The organism is Micromonospora sp. NPDC049559 (genome assembly GCF_040676675.1).
Lineage (GTDB): Bacteria > Actinomycetota > Actinomycetes > Mycobacteriales > Micromonosporaceae > JBFAPK01.
The window spans coordinates 286,671-303,342 of sequence record NZ_JBFAPK010000003.1 but is presented as its reverse complement, the minus strand read 5'-3'; the positions used below and the strand labels follow the sequence as shown (position 1 = coordinate 303,342).

The 16,672-nt window shown below is 73.1% G+C and carries 16 protein-coding genes; 8 read left to right on the top strand and 8 right to left on the bottom strand.

The window, feature by feature from the left end; all coding sequences use genetic code 11:
- Window positions 1-620 precede the first annotated feature (620 nt).
- Complete coding sequence (locus AB0J86_RS07035) at window positions 621-1,457, bottom strand: hypothetical protein (protein WP_363853758.1); 837 nt, start codon at window positions 1,455-1,457, stop codon at window positions 621-623.
- Between the two features lie 273 nt (window positions 1,458-1,730).
- Between AB0J86_RS07035 and AB0J86_RS07030 the strand changes: the two genes are divergently transcribed.
- Together AB0J86_RS07030 and AB0J86_RS07025 are read left to right on the top strand one after the other, a co-directional pair.
- Window positions 1,731-6,302: a glycoside hydrolase family 2 TIM barrel-domain containing protein gene (locus tag AB0J86_RS07030; RefSeq protein WP_363853755.1), complete on the top strand. Its 4,572-nt coding sequence runs from the start codon at window positions 1,731-1,733 to the stop codon at window positions 6,300-6,302.
- Between the two features lie 129 nt (window positions 6,303-6,431).
- A complete protein-coding gene (locus AB0J86_RS07025; protein ID WP_363853903.1) occupies window positions 6,432-8,168 on the top strand; it encodes an Hsp70 family protein in 1,737 nt (578 codons plus the stop codon).
- A 47-nt stretch (window positions 8,169-8,215) separates the two neighbouring features.
- Here AB0J86_RS07025 and AB0J86_RS07020 read toward each other — a convergent pair whose 3' ends face one another.
- From AB0J86_RS07020 to AB0J86_RS07010, 3 genes are all read right to left on the bottom strand, one after another.
- Complete coding sequence (locus AB0J86_RS07020) at window positions 8,216-9,121, bottom strand: LLM class flavin-dependent oxidoreductase (RefSeq protein ID WP_363853752.1); 906 nt, start codon at window positions 9,119-9,121, stop codon at window positions 8,216-8,218.
- A 96-nt stretch (window positions 9,122-9,217) separates the two neighbouring features.
- Window positions 9,218-9,538 carry a transcriptional regulator gene (locus AB0J86_RS07015; RefSeq protein ID WP_363853750.1) on the bottom strand — a complete coding sequence of 107 codons (321 nt, stop codon included), beginning with the start codon at window positions 9,536-9,538 and terminating at the stop codon, window positions 9,218-9,220.
- Entirely contained in the window at window positions 9,538-9,993 is a 456-nt protein-coding gene (locus AB0J86_RS07010) for a hypothetical protein (RefSeq protein WP_363853747.1), read from the bottom strand. Before AB0J86_RS07010 ends, AB0J86_RS07015 begins: the two co-directional genes overlap by 1 nt.
- Window positions 9,994-10,219: 226 nt before the next feature.
- Here AB0J86_RS07010 and AB0J86_RS07005 point away from each other — a divergent pair, with 226 nt between their 5' ends.
- From AB0J86_RS07005 to AB0J86_RS06995, 3 genes are all read left to right on the top strand, one after another.
- A complete protein-coding gene (locus AB0J86_RS07005) occupies window positions 10,220-10,675 on the top strand; it encodes an SRPBCC family protein (protein WP_363853745.1) in 456 nt (151 codons plus the stop codon).
- Window positions 10,672-11,061 carry a metalloregulator ArsR/SmtB family transcription factor gene (locus AB0J86_RS07000; protein WP_363853742.1) on the top strand — a complete coding sequence of 130 codons (390 nt, stop codon included), beginning with the start codon at window positions 10,672-10,674 and terminating at the stop codon, window positions 11,059-11,061. The genes AB0J86_RS07005 and AB0J86_RS07000 overlap by 4 nt, the downstream gene beginning before the upstream one ends.
- Before the next feature lie 71 nt (window positions 11,062-11,132).
- Window positions 11,133-12,065, top strand: coding sequence for an aminoglycoside phosphotransferase family protein (locus tag AB0J86_RS06995; RefSeq protein WP_363853739.1), 933 nt, complete (start codon window positions 11,133-11,135; stop codon window positions 12,063-12,065).
- On the opposite strand, the gene AB0J86_RS06990 is transcribed toward AB0J86_RS06995, so the two are convergent.
- From AB0J86_RS06990 to AB0J86_RS06980, 3 genes are all read right to left on the bottom strand, one after another.
- On the bottom strand, window positions 12,040-12,339 hold the full coding sequence (locus AB0J86_RS06990; RefSeq protein WP_363853737.1) for a hypothetical protein: 300 nt from the start codon (window positions 12,337-12,339) through the stop codon (window positions 12,040-12,042). The genes AB0J86_RS06995 and AB0J86_RS06990 overlap by 26 nt on opposite strands.
- Entirely contained in the window at window positions 12,336-12,575 is a 240-nt protein-coding gene (locus AB0J86_RS06985; protein ID WP_363853734.1) for a hypothetical protein, read from the bottom strand. The genes AB0J86_RS06990 and AB0J86_RS06985 overlap by 4 nt, the downstream gene beginning before the upstream one ends.
- An 83-nt stretch (window positions 12,576-12,658) precedes the next feature.
- Window positions 12,659-12,853 carry a hypothetical protein gene (locus AB0J86_RS06980; RefSeq protein WP_363853731.1) on the bottom strand — a complete coding sequence of 65 codons (195 nt, stop codon included), beginning with the start codon at window positions 12,851-12,853 and terminating at the stop codon, window positions 12,659-12,661.
- A gap of 113 nt (window positions 12,854-12,966) precedes the next feature.
- On the opposite strand from AB0J86_RS06980, the gene AB0J86_RS06975 reads away from it, so the two are divergent.
- Both AB0J86_RS06975 and AB0J86_RS06970 read left to right on the top strand, forming a co-directional pair.
- Window positions 12,967-14,247 carry a helix-turn-helix transcriptional regulator gene (locus tag AB0J86_RS06975; protein ID WP_363853729.1) on the top strand — a complete coding sequence of 427 codons (1,281 nt, stop codon included), beginning with the start codon at window positions 12,967-12,969 and terminating at the stop codon, window positions 14,245-14,247.
- Between the two features lie 22 nt (window positions 14,248-14,269).
- Window positions 14,270-14,740: an NUDIX hydrolase gene (locus AB0J86_RS06970; RefSeq protein ID WP_363853726.1), complete on the top strand. Its 471-nt coding sequence runs from the start codon at window positions 14,270-14,272 to the stop codon at window positions 14,738-14,740.
- 36 nt (window positions 14,741-14,776) lie between these two features.
- On the opposite strand, the gene AB0J86_RS06965 is transcribed toward AB0J86_RS06970, so the two are convergent.
- Entirely contained in the window at window positions 14,777-15,721 is a 945-nt protein-coding gene (locus tag AB0J86_RS06965) for a YafY family protein (protein WP_363853723.1), read from the bottom strand.
- 104 nt (window positions 15,722-15,825) lie between these two features.
- Here AB0J86_RS06965 and AB0J86_RS06960 point away from each other — a divergent pair, with 104 nt between their 5' ends.
- The gene (locus AB0J86_RS06960) at window positions 15,826-16,659 is read left to right on the top strand and encodes an NAD(P)H-binding protein (protein WP_363853720.1); all 834 of its coding nucleotides are present in this window, start codon (window positions 15,826-15,828) and stop codon (window positions 16,657-16,659) included.
- Window positions 16,660-16,672: the final 13 nt, after the last annotated feature.

Genomic DNA, 16,672 nt, shown 5'->3' with positions numbered 1-16,672 from the left:
ACGAACCGGCGGCCGGTCCGGGGGCGAAGGACGGGGTCGCCCTCAGCGCCGGCCCCGGCATCGCGAACTTCGAGACGGGGGCGGCGGAGGCGCCGACCGGCAAGCCGGGCCAGGCGAACGCTTCCCCGTCCAGGTCCGCCCCGGTGAAGTCCGCCGGGCCGAGCACGCCCGCCGGCTCGAAGCCCAGCGCCACCGGTACGGGCACCGGCAACACGACGACCAACCCGTACACGGCGGCGAAGGTCTGCGGCAGCGGGTACCAGGTCATCGACTCGGCGCCGCTGACCAGCGCGAACGGTACCCAGGGGCGGGTGTACCTGCTCTACAACGCCGGCAACGGCTACAACTGTGTGGCCACCATGAAGAGCACCTCCGTCGGTACCGCGAGCGCGGCGTCCGCCTTCCTTGAGGTGCAGGGCAAGCCCAGGAGCAGCAACAGCGGCTCCTTCGAGTACTACGCCGGTCCGGTGCGCGCCTCGGCCGCGAAGAGCTGCGTGCGGTGGGGCGGCTCGACCGGCGGGGCCAGCTACACCAGCCCGTTCGAGCACTGCGGCTGAGCAACCAGCCAGTTCGGAACGCTGCGGCCGAGCGCGGCCGGCGGAGACCGGCCCGTCCCGCCGTCAGGCCGGGTTTCCCCAGGAGGTGACCAGGTCGATCAGCGAGCCGACGACGAAGCAGCCGGCGGCGGCCCAGCGGAACGGATGCAGTGGACGGCTACGGTTCAACAGGCGGGAGACGCACAACAGCGACAGCGCGGCCCGTCGCTGCATTCTCGCGCCGATGACGCCCGGCGCCATGGACGGCATGATCGCCAGGGTGACCAGCACCGTCAACAGCACCAGCCCGATTCCGCCGGCGGCGGGGCCGTTCCAGTCCTGCAGCAGGTAGGCGACGCCCATGGCGGCGACGCACGCCGCGGCCACGAAAAAGGCCGAAAAGCCCGTCGACCGCTGCTCGATCGCCGCCGCGCGCTCGACGAGTCGGCTCCCGTCGGTCGCGGTCGCGGTCGCGGTCGCGTCGCGCAGGAACTCGTCGACGCGGCGTTGGATGTACGGCACCGCGGCCTCGACCCGTCTGCTGGTCTCCTTCTCCCGTAGGCCGAACCGTTCGCCGACGTCGTCCATGACCGCGTGCCAGAACGCGATGAACCGCCCCTCGTCCAGTTCGGGCGCCGGTGCCGCCGACGGCGGCGAGTGGACCAGGCCGCAGAGCACCACACTGCTGCCGGCGCTGTCGTCGACGGAGCTGTATCTGACGAACGAGTGCATGATGTCCCGGCGCAACTGCACCATCCGGCTTGCTTCCATAAGCTCGCGCCGCTGGCGGACGACCGCGATGCACCGCCGGTAGAGGCGCACCCCGCGCGCCCGCAGCCGGTCCGGCTCCACCAGGTCGATAAGGATGGTGAGGCCGGCGAGAAACACCAACAGCTTGCCGCACCACACCATCCAGGCCACAGGTCGATGTTAGAAGTGGCCGACACGGTGCCGGCGCCCACGCCGGACGCCCGGCCGTTCCGGGCGGTCGGACCGGTCCCGGCCGCGACCCCCCGGGCCGACGGTGACGGCCGCCCCGAGGCGCGCCGGAAGGCCGGCACCTCGCCACGATCGCGCTCCCCCGCTTGGTGAGCAGCCACCACCCCTCCCCTTGGAATCGGCCGCCGTGGATGTTAGGAAGGGTTGGAACGTGTCGGTTCCCGTGCCGATCCGTGCGTTGCTGGGAGGGTGTCGATGCCAGTCCGCAGGTCGCTCGCCGCGCTCGTCCTCGTCCTCCTGCTGGCGCCCGGCGCGGTGCCCGCCGCTGCCGCCGCCGCGCCGCGCCTCCCGAACGGGGCCCCCGCCGCCGGCCCCGGCGACGGCCCGAGCACGGTCGACGACGTCTACCGGTACCTCGACGATCCCGGCATGACCGGCGAGGGGCAGCAGCCGCCGCACGCGGTACTGCGGCCCTATCCGGACGCCCGTACCGCCGCCGCCGATGTCGCCGACCACAGTGCCCGGTCGCCGTGGATCGCGTCGCTCGACGGCGAGTGGCGACTCTCCCTCGCCGATCGCCCGCACGACGTACCGGCCGGCTTCCAGCGCGAGGACTTCGACGTCTCCGGCTGGCCTACCGTCGACGTGCCGCACACCTGGCAGTCCGACTTCGTCGACCACCCGATCTTCCGCAACATCCCGGAGGAGATCTGGCCCGACGACCCGCCCCGGGTGCCGCGCGACGTCAACCCGACCGGCGCGTACGTGCGCTCGTTCGAGGTCTCCCCGTCCTGGTCCGGCCGGCGGACGTTCCTGCGCTTCGAGGGGGTCACCAGCGGCTACTTCGTCTGGGTCAACGGCCGCTACGTCGGGTACGACCAGGGCGGCTACACGCCGGCCGAGTTCGACGTGACGGACGTCGTACGGCCGGGCCCGAACCGAATCGCGGTGCAGGTGCACCGGTGGGGCTCCGGGGCGTACCTGGAGGACGTCGACCAGTGGCGCTACAGCGGCATCTTCCGCGACGTCTGGCTCTACGCGACGCCGCGGACGTACCTGCGCGACGCGTACGTCACCACCGGCCTGGACGATCGGTACCGGGATGCGACCCTGAGCGCCCGGGTCGAGGTGGCCGGCGCGGTCGACGGGTACCTCGTCCGGGGCACCCTGCTCGACGCGGGCGGCCGGCGGGTCGCCACCATGACCGGCCCGGCGGCGCCGACCGACCCGACGACGACGCTGCGCGCCAGCGTGCCGAACCCGGCGAAGTGGAGCGCGGACGCGCCGAACCTGTACGCCCTGGTGCTGGAGCTGCTCGACCCGGGCGGACGGGTGGTGCAGACCACCGCGCAGGCGGTCGGCTTCCGCGAGGTCGAGGTCCGCGACGCGCAGCTGCTCGTCAACGGCGAACGCATCCTGATCAAGGGCACCAACCGCGCCGAGACCGACCCGGAGACCGGCCGGCACCTCACCCGGGAGGCGCAGCGCCGCGACGTAACGCTGATGAAGAGCCTGCACATCAACGCCGTACGCACCTCGCACTACCCGTCCGACCCCTACCTGTACGACCTGGCCGACCGGCGCGGGCTCTGGATCGCCGACGAGGTCGACATCGAGACCCACGCCCACGAGAACTGCCCGAACGACTGCCTCGCCTCCCGCCCCGAGTGGCAGGCCGCGTTCGCCGACCGGTTCCGGGCGATGGTGCACCGCGACAAGAACCATCCGAGCGTCATCATCTGGGACACCGGCAACGAGGCCGGGCTGGGCACGGCCCACCACGCGATGGCCGCGTGGGCGGACGCGAACGAGCCGACCCGGCTGCTCTACCACCAGTCCAACAGCCCCAACGGCGACGCACCGTACGCGGACGTGTGGGGGCCGCGCTACCCGACGCCCGGCTACGTCGAGTCGATCGCCCGCACCACCACGCGACCGGTGGTCTTCGGCGAGTACGCCCACGCGATGGGCAACAGCGTCGGCAACTTCGACCGGTTCTGGGAGCTGATCCGGCGGTACCCGTCGTTGCAGGGCGGCTTCATCTGGGACTGGGCCGAGGCGAACCTGCGCCAGCCGCTGGTATTCACGCCCGACTCGTCGCCGCACCGGATCCAGGCGTTCGCGGTCGGCAAGCCCGCCCTGGCCGCCGGCCGCCGGGGACAGGCCGTCGCCCTGTCGGGGCTGGACGACTTCGTCGACGTCTTCCGCGACCCCCGGCTCGACTTCACCGGCGCGGCCGTGACGCTGGACGCCTGGGTACGCCCCGACGAGTGGTACGGCAGCTTCCCGATCGTCACGAAGGGACGCGCGTACGCCCTGCAGATGCGCGACCGGGGCACGCTGGAGTTCGGGGTCACCACGACCTCCTGGGGCGCGGTGGCCGCACCCGTACCGGCCGACTGGTACGGCAACTGGCACCGGGTCACCGGCGTCTACGACGGCGCCGCGCTGCGGCTCTACGTCGACGGCGTCGAGGTCGCCACCGCCGCCCGCTCCGGCGCGCTCGACCCCGGCCTGTACGAGGTCAACGTCGGCCGCAACGCCGCCACCCAGCAGGACGACCTGCGTACCCGGCTGGCGCACGGCCTGGTCGACGACGTCCGCGTCTACGGCGCCGCCCTCACCCCGCGGGCGCTCGCCGCCGACCCGGTCGGCGACGCCGCCCTCGCGCTCGACTTCGACCGCTTCGACCGGCGCGGCGACTTCGACAGCCTGGGGATCAGCCTCTCCGGCACCGACGGCCTGGTCGGCACCGACCGGTACCTGCAGCCGGAGACGGTGGAGGTGGCGTGGGCGCAGGCCCCGGTCCGGTTCGCCACCGACGACGCGGCGACCGGCCGGGTCCGGGTGCGCAACGAGCAGCCGGCGGGCGCCCTGGACCTGACGCTGCGCTGGTCACTCGTGGAGGCGGACCGTACGGTGCGTGGCGGCACCAGGCGGCTGCGGCTCGGCCCCGACTCCTCGGTCGACCTCGACCTCGGCGCCGCTCCGGCCAACCCGCAGGACCGGCAGCGGTGGCTGCGGCTGGAGGCCGTGGGCGCGGACGGGATCCGCTACGGCTGGGACGACTTCTCCGCCGGCGGCCGGGTCGTGCCCGGCGTCGTCCTGCCGCCACCGTCCGACAGCGGCGCGCCGCGCCAGAGCCGGGACGGTACGGAGATCGTGGTCTCGGGCCGGGGCTGGACGTACCGGTTCGACACCGCCGCCGGCACGCTCCGTTCGATGTCCAGCGACGGCCGGGAGCTGCTGCACACCGGCCCGCAGCTCGACGTCTACCGGCCGCCGACCAGCAACGAGACCTACTCCTGGGGCACCGCCGACCGGGAGGTCTGGCACACGCTCGGCCTGGACCGGCTGCGGACCGAGGTGACCGGGGTCTCCGCGTCCGAGGAGGACGGTCAGGCGGTCGTCGAGGTGCGCAGCGTCGCCCGGGGGTCGGCCACCTTCGAGATCGAGCAGACCATGCGGTACCGGATCGACGCCCGGGGCACCATCACGCTCCAGCACCGGGTCACGCCGCGCGGGTCGGGGGTCGCCTCGCTGCCGTATCTGCCCCGGGTCGGCGTCCAGCTCAGGGTGCCCGACTCGATGCAGCGGTTCGCCTGGTACGGCCGGGGCCCGCACGAGACGTACAACGACCGCGAGAGCGGCGCCTTCACGGGCGTGTGGCGCAGCACCGTGGAGCGGGAGTACGTGCGCTACTCGCGCCCGCAGGCGTACGGCAACCACACCGGCGCGGGCTGGGCGACGCTGACCGACGGTCGGCGGGGCCTGCTGGTCGGCGCCGCCCCGGGCGCCGACCTGGACGTCAGCGTCACCCCCTACGACGAGCTGGCCCGCGCCGAGTACGACTTCCAGCTGCCGCTGGTCCGCAACGACGGCTGGGTGACGCTGCACGCCGCGGCCGGCGAGACCGGGATGGGCGAGACGCCGAACTCGGTGCTCGACGAGTACCGAATCCCGGCGAACCGCACGCACGAGTACAGCCTGACGCTGCGCCCCCTGACCGGCGCCGAGCTGCGGTCCGGCGGCGTACCCGACTCCACCGCCCCGGCGCCCTGTCCGCCCGACGTCACGGTCGACGCCGGGGATCTGGTCACGCCGGGCCAGCCGCAGCGGGTCACGGTCGGCGTCGCCGCCCGGTGCGCCGGTGGGCTGCGCGACGCCGTCGCGACCCTGGCCGCCCCGGCGGGCTGGACGGTCACCCCGGAGCGCGCCGGGCTGGGCACGGTGGCGCCGGGCACGCCGGAGACCGCGGTCTTCACGGTCACCGCGCCGCCGGGGACCGACTACGGCGCGTACGAGCTGAGCGCGTCGGTGACCGCGGTGAGCAACGGCTTCCGGACGACCTCGCCGGCGGCGGCGACGGTACGGGCGCCGCTGCCGGCGGGTGACCGCTGGGTGAGCGACCTGCCGTTCCTGGCCACCGAGAACGGCTGGGGTCCGGTCGAGCGGGACATGAGCAACGGCGAGCAGGCCGCCGCCGACGGGCGACCGCTGCGCATCGGCGGGGTCAGCTACGACAAGGGCATCGGGGCGCACGCGCCGTCCCTGGTCGCGGTCGACCTCGGCGGAGGCTGCACCTCGTTCCGGGCCGAGGTCGGTGTGGACGACGAGATGGGGGCGGACGGTTCGGTCGCGTTCGAGGTGTGGGTCGACGGCGAGCGGCGGGCCGCCACCGGGGTCCTCACCGGCGCGGCCGGCCCGGAGCGGATCTCGGCCGACGTCACCGGCGGGCAGCGACTCGAACTGCGGATCACCGACGGCGGCAACGGCATCGGGGCCGACCACGGCGACTGGGCCGCCGCCCGGCTGACCTGCCCCTGACCTCCACCGGGTCCACCCCGGTCGCCGGGCCGGGGTGGACCGGACGGAGCGGCGTCGGTCCACTAGGGTGGCCGGGTGGTCGTGCGGGCTGCTCTCGGCATCGATTTCGGAACCTCCAACACCGTGGCGATGCTTCGGCGGTCGGACGGCTCGGTCACGCCGCTGCTGTTCGATTCGTCGCCGCTGCTCGCCTCGGCGGTCTACACCGACGCCGGCGGCACCGTGCTGACCGGGGCCGACGCGGAGCGGGCCGGCGCGGCGCAGCCGGCGGGCCTCGAGCCCAACCCCAAGCGGCGCGTCGACGACGGGACGCTCTGGCTCGGCGAGCGCGAGGTGCCGCTGGACGAGCTGATCGCGGCGGTCTTCGCCCGCGTCGCGACCGAGGCGCGGCGGGTGTCGGGCGCGTCGTCGGAGTTCGAGGTACGGCTGACCCATCCCGCCGCGTGGGGCCGGAGCCGGCTCGACGTGCTGACGCGGGCGGCGGGACACGCCGGCCTGACCGAGGTGGGTCTGGTGCCGGAGCCGGTCGCGGCGGCGGCGTACTTCGCGACGGAGTTGGACGGGCGACTTCCGCCGGGCCGCTGCGTCGTCGTCTACGACCTGGGCGCCGGCACCTTCGACGTGAGCGTGGTGCGGCGTACGGAGCGGGGCTTCGAGGTGCTCTTCACCGACGGGCTGCCCGACGTGGGTGGGCTGGACCTCGACGCCACGGTGGTGGCGCACGCCCGGTCGCTGACCGTCGACGCGCCGGAGTGGGGACGGCTGAACTGGCCGGAGAACGCCGCGGACCAGCGCGCCCGTTGGCTGCTGTGGCAGGGCGCGCGGGCCGCGAAGGAGCAGCTCAGCCGGCACGCCACCGCGCCGCTGCACGTACCGTTGGTGGAGCGGGACTTCCACCTGACCCGCGAGGAGTTCGAGGCGGCCGCCCGGCCCCACCTGGCCCGTACCGTCGAGCTGACGCGGGCGGCGCTGCGCTCCGCGGGCGTGGCCCGGGAGCAGATCGGCGGGCTGTTCCTGGTCGGCGGCTCCAGTCGGGTACCGCTCGCGGCGACCCTGCTGCGACGCGAACTCGGCATCGCGCCCACCGTCATCGACCAGCCCGAGCTGGTCGTGGCGCGGGGCGGGCTGTACGCGGACCCGACCCCGGCACCGCCCGCGTCCACGTCGCCCGCCTCCAGGTCCACGTCCACGTCGGCACCGACGGCCGCACCGGAACCGGCGCCCGCGCCCGCGACCCCCGCGCCGGCACCCACACCGACCCCGGCACCGGAACCGGCGCCCGCGCCACAGGCCGCACCGCGGGCCGCCTCGTCGTCCGGACCGCCGTCCGATCCTCGGCCCGGTCCCCGCTTCGCCCCCGGTAGCCCGCCGGCCTCGTCCCCGGCCACCACGCCGCCGGCCGGCGCCGGTTCCGGCGGGGCCCGGGTGCCCCTGATCTGGATCGGTGGTGTCGCCGTCGCGACCGTGGCGCTCGTGGCGCTCGTGCTCGGCTTCCGTCTCATCGGGGACAGGCCGCCCGACGACCTCGGCACCTCCCCCACCGGCGGCACGACGTCCGGCGCGAACGCGAGCGGCGGCGACCGGGGCGCGCGGGCCGCGACGGTGGACTACCGGGTGACCGGTACGGGCGCCGTGAACATCGTCTACACCGACGAACACGGGGCACCGAAGACCCTCAGCGGCGTCCCGCTGCCGTGGCAGCAGCGGGTGGAGGCGCCGAACCACGCCCGGGTCGAGGTGCACGCGTTCGGGGTCACCGGCCGGCCGACCGGCGACCTGACCTGCCACATCGCCGTGAACGGCCAAGAGGTGACCGCCAAACACAACGTCGGCGCGATCGACTGCGCCACCACCGCCGACGGCTGACGCGGCAGTTCGCCGTCGCGTCCGGCCGGGTGGCGGCACCGTCGCCGCTAGCGGGCGATCGCCTCGCGTACCGCGGGGACGATCTCGCCGCCCCAGCGGCCGAGGGTGACCGGGTCGGGGGTACCGCCGCCGGGCGAGAAGAGCATGAAGCCGGAGGCCCCGTGCTCCAGCACCGCGCCGGTCAGCTCCTCGACCCACTGGTCGACCGAGCCGCCGATCCAGCGGCCGTCCGCGCTGCGGGTGGCCGCGAGCGGCCGGTCGGCGACGCGTCCGGGGAGGTTGAAGACGGTACGGATCTCGCGTGGGTCGCGACCCACGGCCGCCGCCGCCTCGTCGATGACCGGGCGGGAGGTCCGGTACCGCTCGCTGAACCAGTCCGCGGCGTGGCCGGGAATCCAGCCGTCGGCGACCCGGCCGGTGGCGGCCAGGGACCGGCGGCCGACCGATCCGGTCCAGACCGGCGGCGCGGGCACGGGGGCCGGCTCGATCCGCTCCACCCGGTGGAACCGGCCCCGGTACGTGACCGGCCCGCCGCCGCCCGACAGGGCCTTGACCAGGACGATCGCCTCCTCGAAGGCGTCCACGGCGTCGCCGGGCGAGAGCCTCGGCACGCCCATGTCGGTGATCCGGTCCCAGATCCCGCCCGCCCCGGCGCCGAGCACGATCCGTCCACCCGAGAGCGCCGACAGGGTGGTGACGGTACGCGCCAGCATCGGGGCGGGGCGGGTCGGCAGGTTGGTGACGTTGGCGAAGCCGGCGAGGCGCCGCGTCTGCCCGAGGACGAAGCCGATGGTGGCGTACGCGTCCAGGCGCGCGCCGAGGTAGGGGTGGTCCGACAGCGAGAAGACGTCGAGCCCGTCCCGGTCGGCCCGCTGCGCCATGCGCAGCAACTCCGGCCCGTCATCGACCATGCTGTGCGCGCCGAAGCCGAAGACGACCTCTGGTACCGCCAATGCCCTGCCCCCGTTCCCGCGCGCCGCACGGGAGCGGCGCCATAAGTTCGCATCACGAACCATATTAGTTCGCGGCACGAACCACAACCGCCGCCGTCAGGCCGTCTCCGCGTCGGCCGGCTGCGGCACCCGCGCGGCGGAGGCGATCCGTTCCAGCGCCCTCGCGTGCGCCTGGAACGCCGCGCGGCCGTGGGGGGTGAGCCGCACCAGGGTCCGCCGGCCGACCACCCCGGGAAGCTTGCGCACCTCGACGTAGTCCGCGGTCGCGAGCGCCGAGAGCTGCTTGGACAGGGCCGAGTCGCTCGTACCGACCGCGTCGCGGATGAACCCGAACTCCGTCCAGCTCGCGGGCGCCAGCAGCGCGACGATCGTCAACCGCGCCGGGACGTGCAGGAACTCGTCGAAATCGCGGTCCATCAGCTCCGCCGGGCCCCCCGCCGCGCCAGCGCTTCGACGCTCCGACAGACCGGGACGGCCAGCAGCAGGCAGACCACCGACCCGACGGCCGCCGCGGCGACGTGCGGGGTCGGCAATCCGACCGCGCCGGCGATCTCCGCCAGGCCCTGGAGCACCGCCGAGAGGACGATCCCGGCCGCGACCCCGCCGAGGAGTTCGCCGGAATCGAGCTTCCGACGGACCGGCGCGCGGCGCAGGTAGACGCAGGCCAGCAGCGCCAACAGCGCGGTCACCGGGATGAGCATCGCGCCGTTCCACGGGTTGGGCAGGTCGAACGAGGCGTACGAGATCAGCACCACCAGCGCGAGAATCCCCAGGTACAGCGGGGACGAGTGGTGCCGCGCCGCTTCGGCGCGGGACTGCTCATGCCGCCGCCGGATGTCGTCGAGCGCCCCGCGCGCGTCGTCAGGAGTCATCGACCTGCCACCCTCCCCGGGATATGTACTTTCCTGCGAGGAAAGTAGCCGGCTCTTTCCTCTGAGGCAAGTACCTCGGCGGCCCGGCCGACTCGCCAACGACCGGCAGCCGGGCCCCAACCCCGAGGGCGGACTGGGCGGCGAATAGCAAGTGACTGCTTGCACATCAGGGGAAGCCTGTGCAAGTATCGGCCTGCAGATGACGTGCGAGCGGAAGGAGAGTCCGATGACCGCGGACCAGATCGAGCAGGAAATCGTGATCGACGCGCCGGTAGAGCGGGTCTGGGCGGTGTTGACCGAGCCGGGCTACATCGGAAAATGGTTCGGCCAGGGCGATCCGACCCCGGTGGACCTGCGACCCGGAGGTTTCATGCACCTCGACCACGGCGAGAACGGAAAGTTCGCCTGCCGGATCGAGAAGGTGGACCCGCCACACCTGCTCGCGTACCGGTGGGCCAGCGCCTACCCGGGCGAGGAGGCGACCGACGACAACTCCACCCTGGTCGAGTTCACGCTCACGCCCGACGGGGCGACGACCCGGCTGCGCGTGGTGGAGAGCGGCTTCGCCTCGCTCAGCATCCCGCCCGAGCGGGTGGCGTCCGCCGGCTACGACAGCCACCTGCTCGGCTGGCCGGAGGTGCTCGGCAACCTCCGACGGTACGCGGAGCAGCCGGCGGCGTGACGACCGAGTCCGACGCGGCGGGCGCGGTACTGGCCGCGCTCGCCGACCCGACCCGCCGGCTCATCCTGGACACGCTGGCCAGCCGGGGCGAGGCGAGCGCCACCGCGCTCGCCGACACGCTGCCGGTGACCCGCCAGGCGATCCTCCAGCACCTGTCGCTGCTGGAGCGGGTCGGACTGGTCGCCAGCCGCAAGGACGGGCGCGAACGGCGGTACGCGGTGCGCCCGCGCCAACTGCTGGACACCGCCCGGTGGATGAACCAGGTCGCCGCGCAGTGGAACGCCCGGCTGGCGACGATCAAGCGCCTCGCCGAGGAGCCGGATTCCCCGAGGCCGGAGGCTCCGGAACCCGAGTCCCCGGAGTCGCAGTCCCCGCCCGGGCGCTGACGGCGCACGTGCCATCGCGCCGGCCCGTCCGCATCGACACCGACGAGCGGCGCGGCGGCTACGATCGCGAGATGACCGCCGCGCCGCTCGTCGTGCCGCCGCGCCTGGCCGGGTACCTGGAGAAGTTCTACGGCGAGCAGGGCCGCGCGTGGGCGACCGGGCTGCCGGGGCTGGCCGCCGCGTTCCTCGACCGCTGGGAACTGACACCCGACGGCCCGGCGCGGCACGGCATGGTCGCCCTGGTGCTGCCCGTCCGCCGGTCCGACGGCGATCCGGCCGCCCTGAAGCTCCAACCGCTCGACCCGGAACATCCCGGCGAGCCGAGCGCCCTGCGGGCGTGGCGCGGCGACGGCGCCGTACGCCTGCTCGACGCCGATCCGGCCACCGGCACCATGCTGCTCGAACGCCTCGACGGTGACCGGGACCTGCGCGGCGAACCGGACGACCTCAAGGCGGTGCAGATCATCGCCGAGCTGCTGGCCCGGCTGCACGCCTGCGACCCGCCGGACGACATCATGCCGCTGCGGGACGTCGTGGCGGGGATGCTGGCGTACGCGCCGCGGGCCGCCGCCGCGCTCGCCGATCCGGCCGACACCCGCCTGGTCAACGGCTGGGCCTCGGCCGTGACCGAGGTGGCGGGCGAACCGGGCGACCGGCTGCTGCACTGGGACCTGCACTTCGAGAACGTCCTCGCCGCCGGCCGCGAACCGTGGCTCGCGATCGACCCGAAGCCGCTCGCCGGCGATCCCGGTTTCGACCTGCTCCCGGCGCTGCACAACCGTACCGACGAGATCCTCGCCGCCGCCGACCCGCGCCGCGCGGTGCTGCGCCGCTTCGACCTGATGGTGGAGATCCTCGGTCTGGACCGTGGCCGCGCCACCGCGTGGACGCTCGCCCGCGTCCTGCAGAACACGCTCTGGTCGATCGAGAACGGCGTGCGCACCATCGACTCGATCCAGGCACTCATCGCCGACGCGCTCACCCACCGGCCGGCCGCCCGCTGAGACGCTGGTTCGCCCCGGCCGCGCGCGGTCGGGGCCGCACGACCGGTCGCGGCCGCACCCACCGCAGCCCGTCGAGTTGTACGAAAATGTGCCGGCGCTCCTTCGCCTCGCCACGACCGTCCAGTTCGTACCCTTCCAGCCAGAGCCAGCCGTGGTACGTCTCCCAGCCCGGCACCCGGATCACGCGGAAGTAGATCGGGACGACGAACTGCACCGACGCCGCCCGCGTGATGACCAGTACGTCCCCGGACTCGGGCTGCCTGCCGCCGCTCATCCGAGCCCGACCGCCCGGCGCAGGGCCCTGACCGAGACCAGGACCTCCCGGCACCAGGGCAGCTCGCAGTCGGAGCTGTCCCAGGTGCATCCGAGGACGTGACCGCGTACCCAGGCAAAATCGTCGTTGAGCGGCTGCGCGTCCACCAGCCAGAGGTGCAGATCGGCCTGCGCGCGTACGCCGACGCGCGGGTACCACTCGTACGCCGCGAGCGCCAGGTGCGTACCGGCCGGCACCCTCGGCAGACTCGGCGTGCTTTCGCGTCGCTCCTGGCGAGGTGTGCCAGCCTCGGGTGCGGGGCGGGCATCGGGCGGGCGGCTCATATCGACCGCCTCGGCGCCGTACCGGGCAGCACCAACCGGCCGACCCGGATCAGCAGGCTGCGAGCGTCGCGCCGGTACGAGCAGGGGTGCAGGGAGCCGCAGCGGCACCAGCGCCCGCCGTCGGCGACGTGCTCGCGCATCGCCCTGTGCGCGTCTTCGACCGGGTCGCCGGTCGGTGTGTCATCGATCATCACTGCCCTCGCTGGGAACGATCGGGGATGCGGACCCGAACAGACAGGGGTGCCCGGGTCCGCGTCCGGCTGTGGGACGTGACGGCGGCCGGTACCGACACAGGCTGTGGCAGGTGGTGGCGGATAACCCGGAAAAACATTCCGGGGTCGGCAGAGCCCTGAGAGCGAGCGTCATCGTTGTGATGGACATGACGAGCACACTCACCATCGGCGAGCGTGTCGCCTGGTACCGCCGGCGCCGAGGCCTATCCCAGGAGGTTCTCGCCGGTCTGGTCGGCCGAACCGCCGACTGGCTCGGCAGAATCGAGAACAACCGGATCGAGTTGGATCGGCTTTCGGTCATCAGAGCCCTCGCCCGAGCATTGGACGTTCCACTCAGCGCGCTACTCGCCGAGCCGGCGGTGGACGAAAGCAGCACGCCCGACACCGTGCCGGCCCTCCGCATGGCCCTTACGGACTACCGCACCATTACGGCGCTCGGCCGTACTGGCGACGGCCGAGCGCCGACCGCCACCAGTCTGAAACGCGACGTAGGCGCGCTCTGGTCTGCCTACCAGGACTCTCGCTTCGGGCACGTCATCGGCCGGCTACCCGATCTCATCCGCCGCGCTCACGTCGCCGCGGACGTACTCGACGGTGATGACCAGGACGAGTCGCGCCGGCTGCTCGGGCTCACCTATCAACTCGCGACCACCCAGCTCACGAAGCTAGGCGAGACCGACCTGGCCTGGATCGCCGCCGAGCGCGGACTCGCTGCTGTCCGCCCCACCGGCGACCCGGTCGTAACGGGGTCGCTGTTCCGCTCCGTCGGGCATGCCCTGCACTCCACCGGCCGATACCGCGATGCCGTACGCCTCACCGAGGACGCCGCCGCGTACTTGGATCCCTACCTCAGCAAGCCCACGCCAGCGCTGCTCTCCGTCTACGGCGCCCTGTTCCTGGGCGGCTCGATGGCGGCAGCCCGCGCCAGCGACGCGGGTACGGCCCGTGCGTTTCTGTCGACTGCCGACGAGACCGCGAACAGGCTCGGCGGCGACGCCAATCACCTGTGGACCGCGTTCGGGCCGACCAACGTCGCGATCCACCGCGTCTCGGCCGCCGCCGAACTCGGAGACGTGCAGGTCGCCGTTGATCGCGGTCCGCGCATCGACACCACGGGTCTTCCCACGGAACGACGCGTGCGGCACGCCCTCGAAGTCGCCCGCGCGTACGACTCGTGGAACCGCACGGAGGACGCGCAAGCGGCCCTGTTCCAGGCGGAGCAGATGGCTCCCGAGCAGGTACATCACCACTTCCTCAGCCGACAGCTCGTCCTCGCGTGGGTCCGCCGCCAGCGAGGCAAGCCGTCCGCCGAACTTGTCGGACTCGCCCAGAGACTGAACGTGCTGACCTGAGCGAGCGTCTAGGCTGCCTCGAGTGACGGCTGCTGAGCTGCCCCGGATCGCCACCCCGCGTGTCGCTGCCGGCGTTCTCTTCTTCGACGACGAGGGCCACGTACTCCTCGTTCGGCCGACGTACAAACCGCACTGGGACATCCCCGGCGGCTATGTCGAGCCTGGCGAGTCACCGCGTGCTGCCTGCATCCGAGAAGTCGAAGAGGAGTTGGGCCTTACTGTTGACGTCGGCCCGATGCTCGTCGTCGACTGGGCGCCCGCAGACAGGGAAGGCGACAAGCTCCTCTTCATCTTCGACGGTGGTCACCTGGGCAAGGACCGTCAGAATCGCATCACCTTCCAGGACGGCGAACTCGCCGAATGGCGCTTCGTCGCCACCGACAACTTGAACGACCACGTTCCCGCCCGGCTCACGCGCCGCATCCGCACTGCCGTTTCCGCTCGACAAAAAGGCCAGCCGGCCTATGCAGAGCACGGCTCGGAACCGAACTGACATTCGCAACTCGGCGGATCCGGTCGACCACGTCGATCAGTCGTCGCGGCTCGCGCGGGTGAGCCGATGACCGAGCGCTCGGATGTGGTCTTTGAGTTCGGGCGGGTCGAGGACCTGGAAGTCGATGTTCTTGAGCGCGACGTAGAGGGCGATTTTGTCGAGGGAGTCGCCGCCGGCGTGGAAGAGACAGCTGTGGGCGTCGCGGTGTTCGAGGCGGCCGGCGGTAGGTGAGGTGTGTTCGGCGACGACGTCGAGCGGCGCGTGGAACAGGATGGTCGCCCGGTACCGGTACGGGGACGCGGTGAGAGCGTCGGAGACGTAGGCGTGCATTCCTTCGGCGGGTTCGGGTCGGGGGGTGAAGCGCGGTCCGGGTTGCGGGGCAGGGTCGATGCGGTCGACGCGAAAGGTGCGCCAGTCGTCGCGGTCGAGGTCGAAGGCGAGAAGGTACCAGCGCCGGCCGGTGTGGACGAGGCGGTACGGCTCGACGCGTCGGGTGCGCTGCTGGTAGCCGAAGCGGATGCCTTCGTGGGCCCGGCAGGCGGCGGCCAGAGTGGTGAGCAGGTCAGGGTCCACCGTGGGGCCGGGGCCGGTCAGCGGCAGGATGGCCGACTGCATCGCGCCCACGCGGTGGCGCAGCCGGGAGGGCAGGACCTGTTCGAGCTTGGCGAGAGCACGCAGCGAGGTCTCCTCGATCCCGGTGACCGTGCCCGTGGCGGCGGCGCGCAGGCCGACGGCGACAGCGACGGCTTCGTCGTCGTCGAGCAGCAGCGGCGGCAGGGCGGCCCCGACGCCGAGCCGGTACCCGCCGGTGGTGCCGGTAGCGGACTCGACCGGATAGCCGAGGTCGCGGAGCCGGTCGACGTCGCGGCGGACGGTGCGAGTGGTGACACCGAGGCGCTCGGCCAGCTCGGCGCCGGGCCAGTCGCGGCGGGATTGGAGCAGGGACAGCAGCCGCAGCAGCCGCGCTGAGGTTTCCAGCATCGCACCCAACCTCCTTGGGCTTGAGGACCGGATCTGTCCTCAACGGTACCTAGTGTGGCTTCTGCCCGATCGCCCGGGCACCTCGAACCCCAAGGAGAACGGTCATGATCCTCGTCACCGGCGCCGCCGGAAACGTCGGCAGCCACGTGCTCGACCTGTTGGTCGCCGGCGGCCACCCGGTACGTGCGCTGAGCCGGACGCCGCAGCAGAGGGCGTGGTCGGCCGAGGTCGACGTCGTCACCGGCGACCTGGTCGACCCGGCGTCGCTGAAGGCGGCCCTGACCGGCGTGGACTCGGTGTTCCTGTTCGCCGTACCGGGCAGCGGGCCGGCATTCGTGGCCGCGGCGCGGCGGGCCGGCGTGCGCCGGGTCGTGCTGCTCTCCTCCGGCGCGGTCGACGACCAGGCCCAGGTCCAGGACGGGCCTATCGCCACCTACCACGCGGAGATCGAACACGCCCTGCGCGGCTCCGGCCTGGCGTGGACGTTCCTGCGCCCGGACGTGTTCGCCGCCAACAGCCTGATGTGGGCCGGACAGACCCGCTCCGGCGACGTGATCCGCGGCGCCTACGCCCAGGCGACTTCCGCGCCCGTGCACGAGGCGGACATCGCCGCGGTCGCCGTGGCCGCCCTCACCGAGGACGGGCACGCCGGCCAGGTCTACCGGCTGACCGGGCCGCACTCGCTCACCCATGCCGACCAGGCCACCATCCTCGGCCAGGCACTGGGCCGGCCCATCCACTACGCCGAGATCCCGGCCGAGGCGGTGCGCCAGGCGATGAGCGCCCACGTGCCGGGCCCGATCCTGGACGACATCTTCGGCACCTGGGCCGCCTCGATCGGCCGTACCGCACCCGTCACCACCGACATCGAGAAGGTCACCGGTCGTCCCGCGCGCAGCTACCGTGACTGGGTCCTCGACCACGCCGCCGCGTTCTAGTCCCCCAACCACC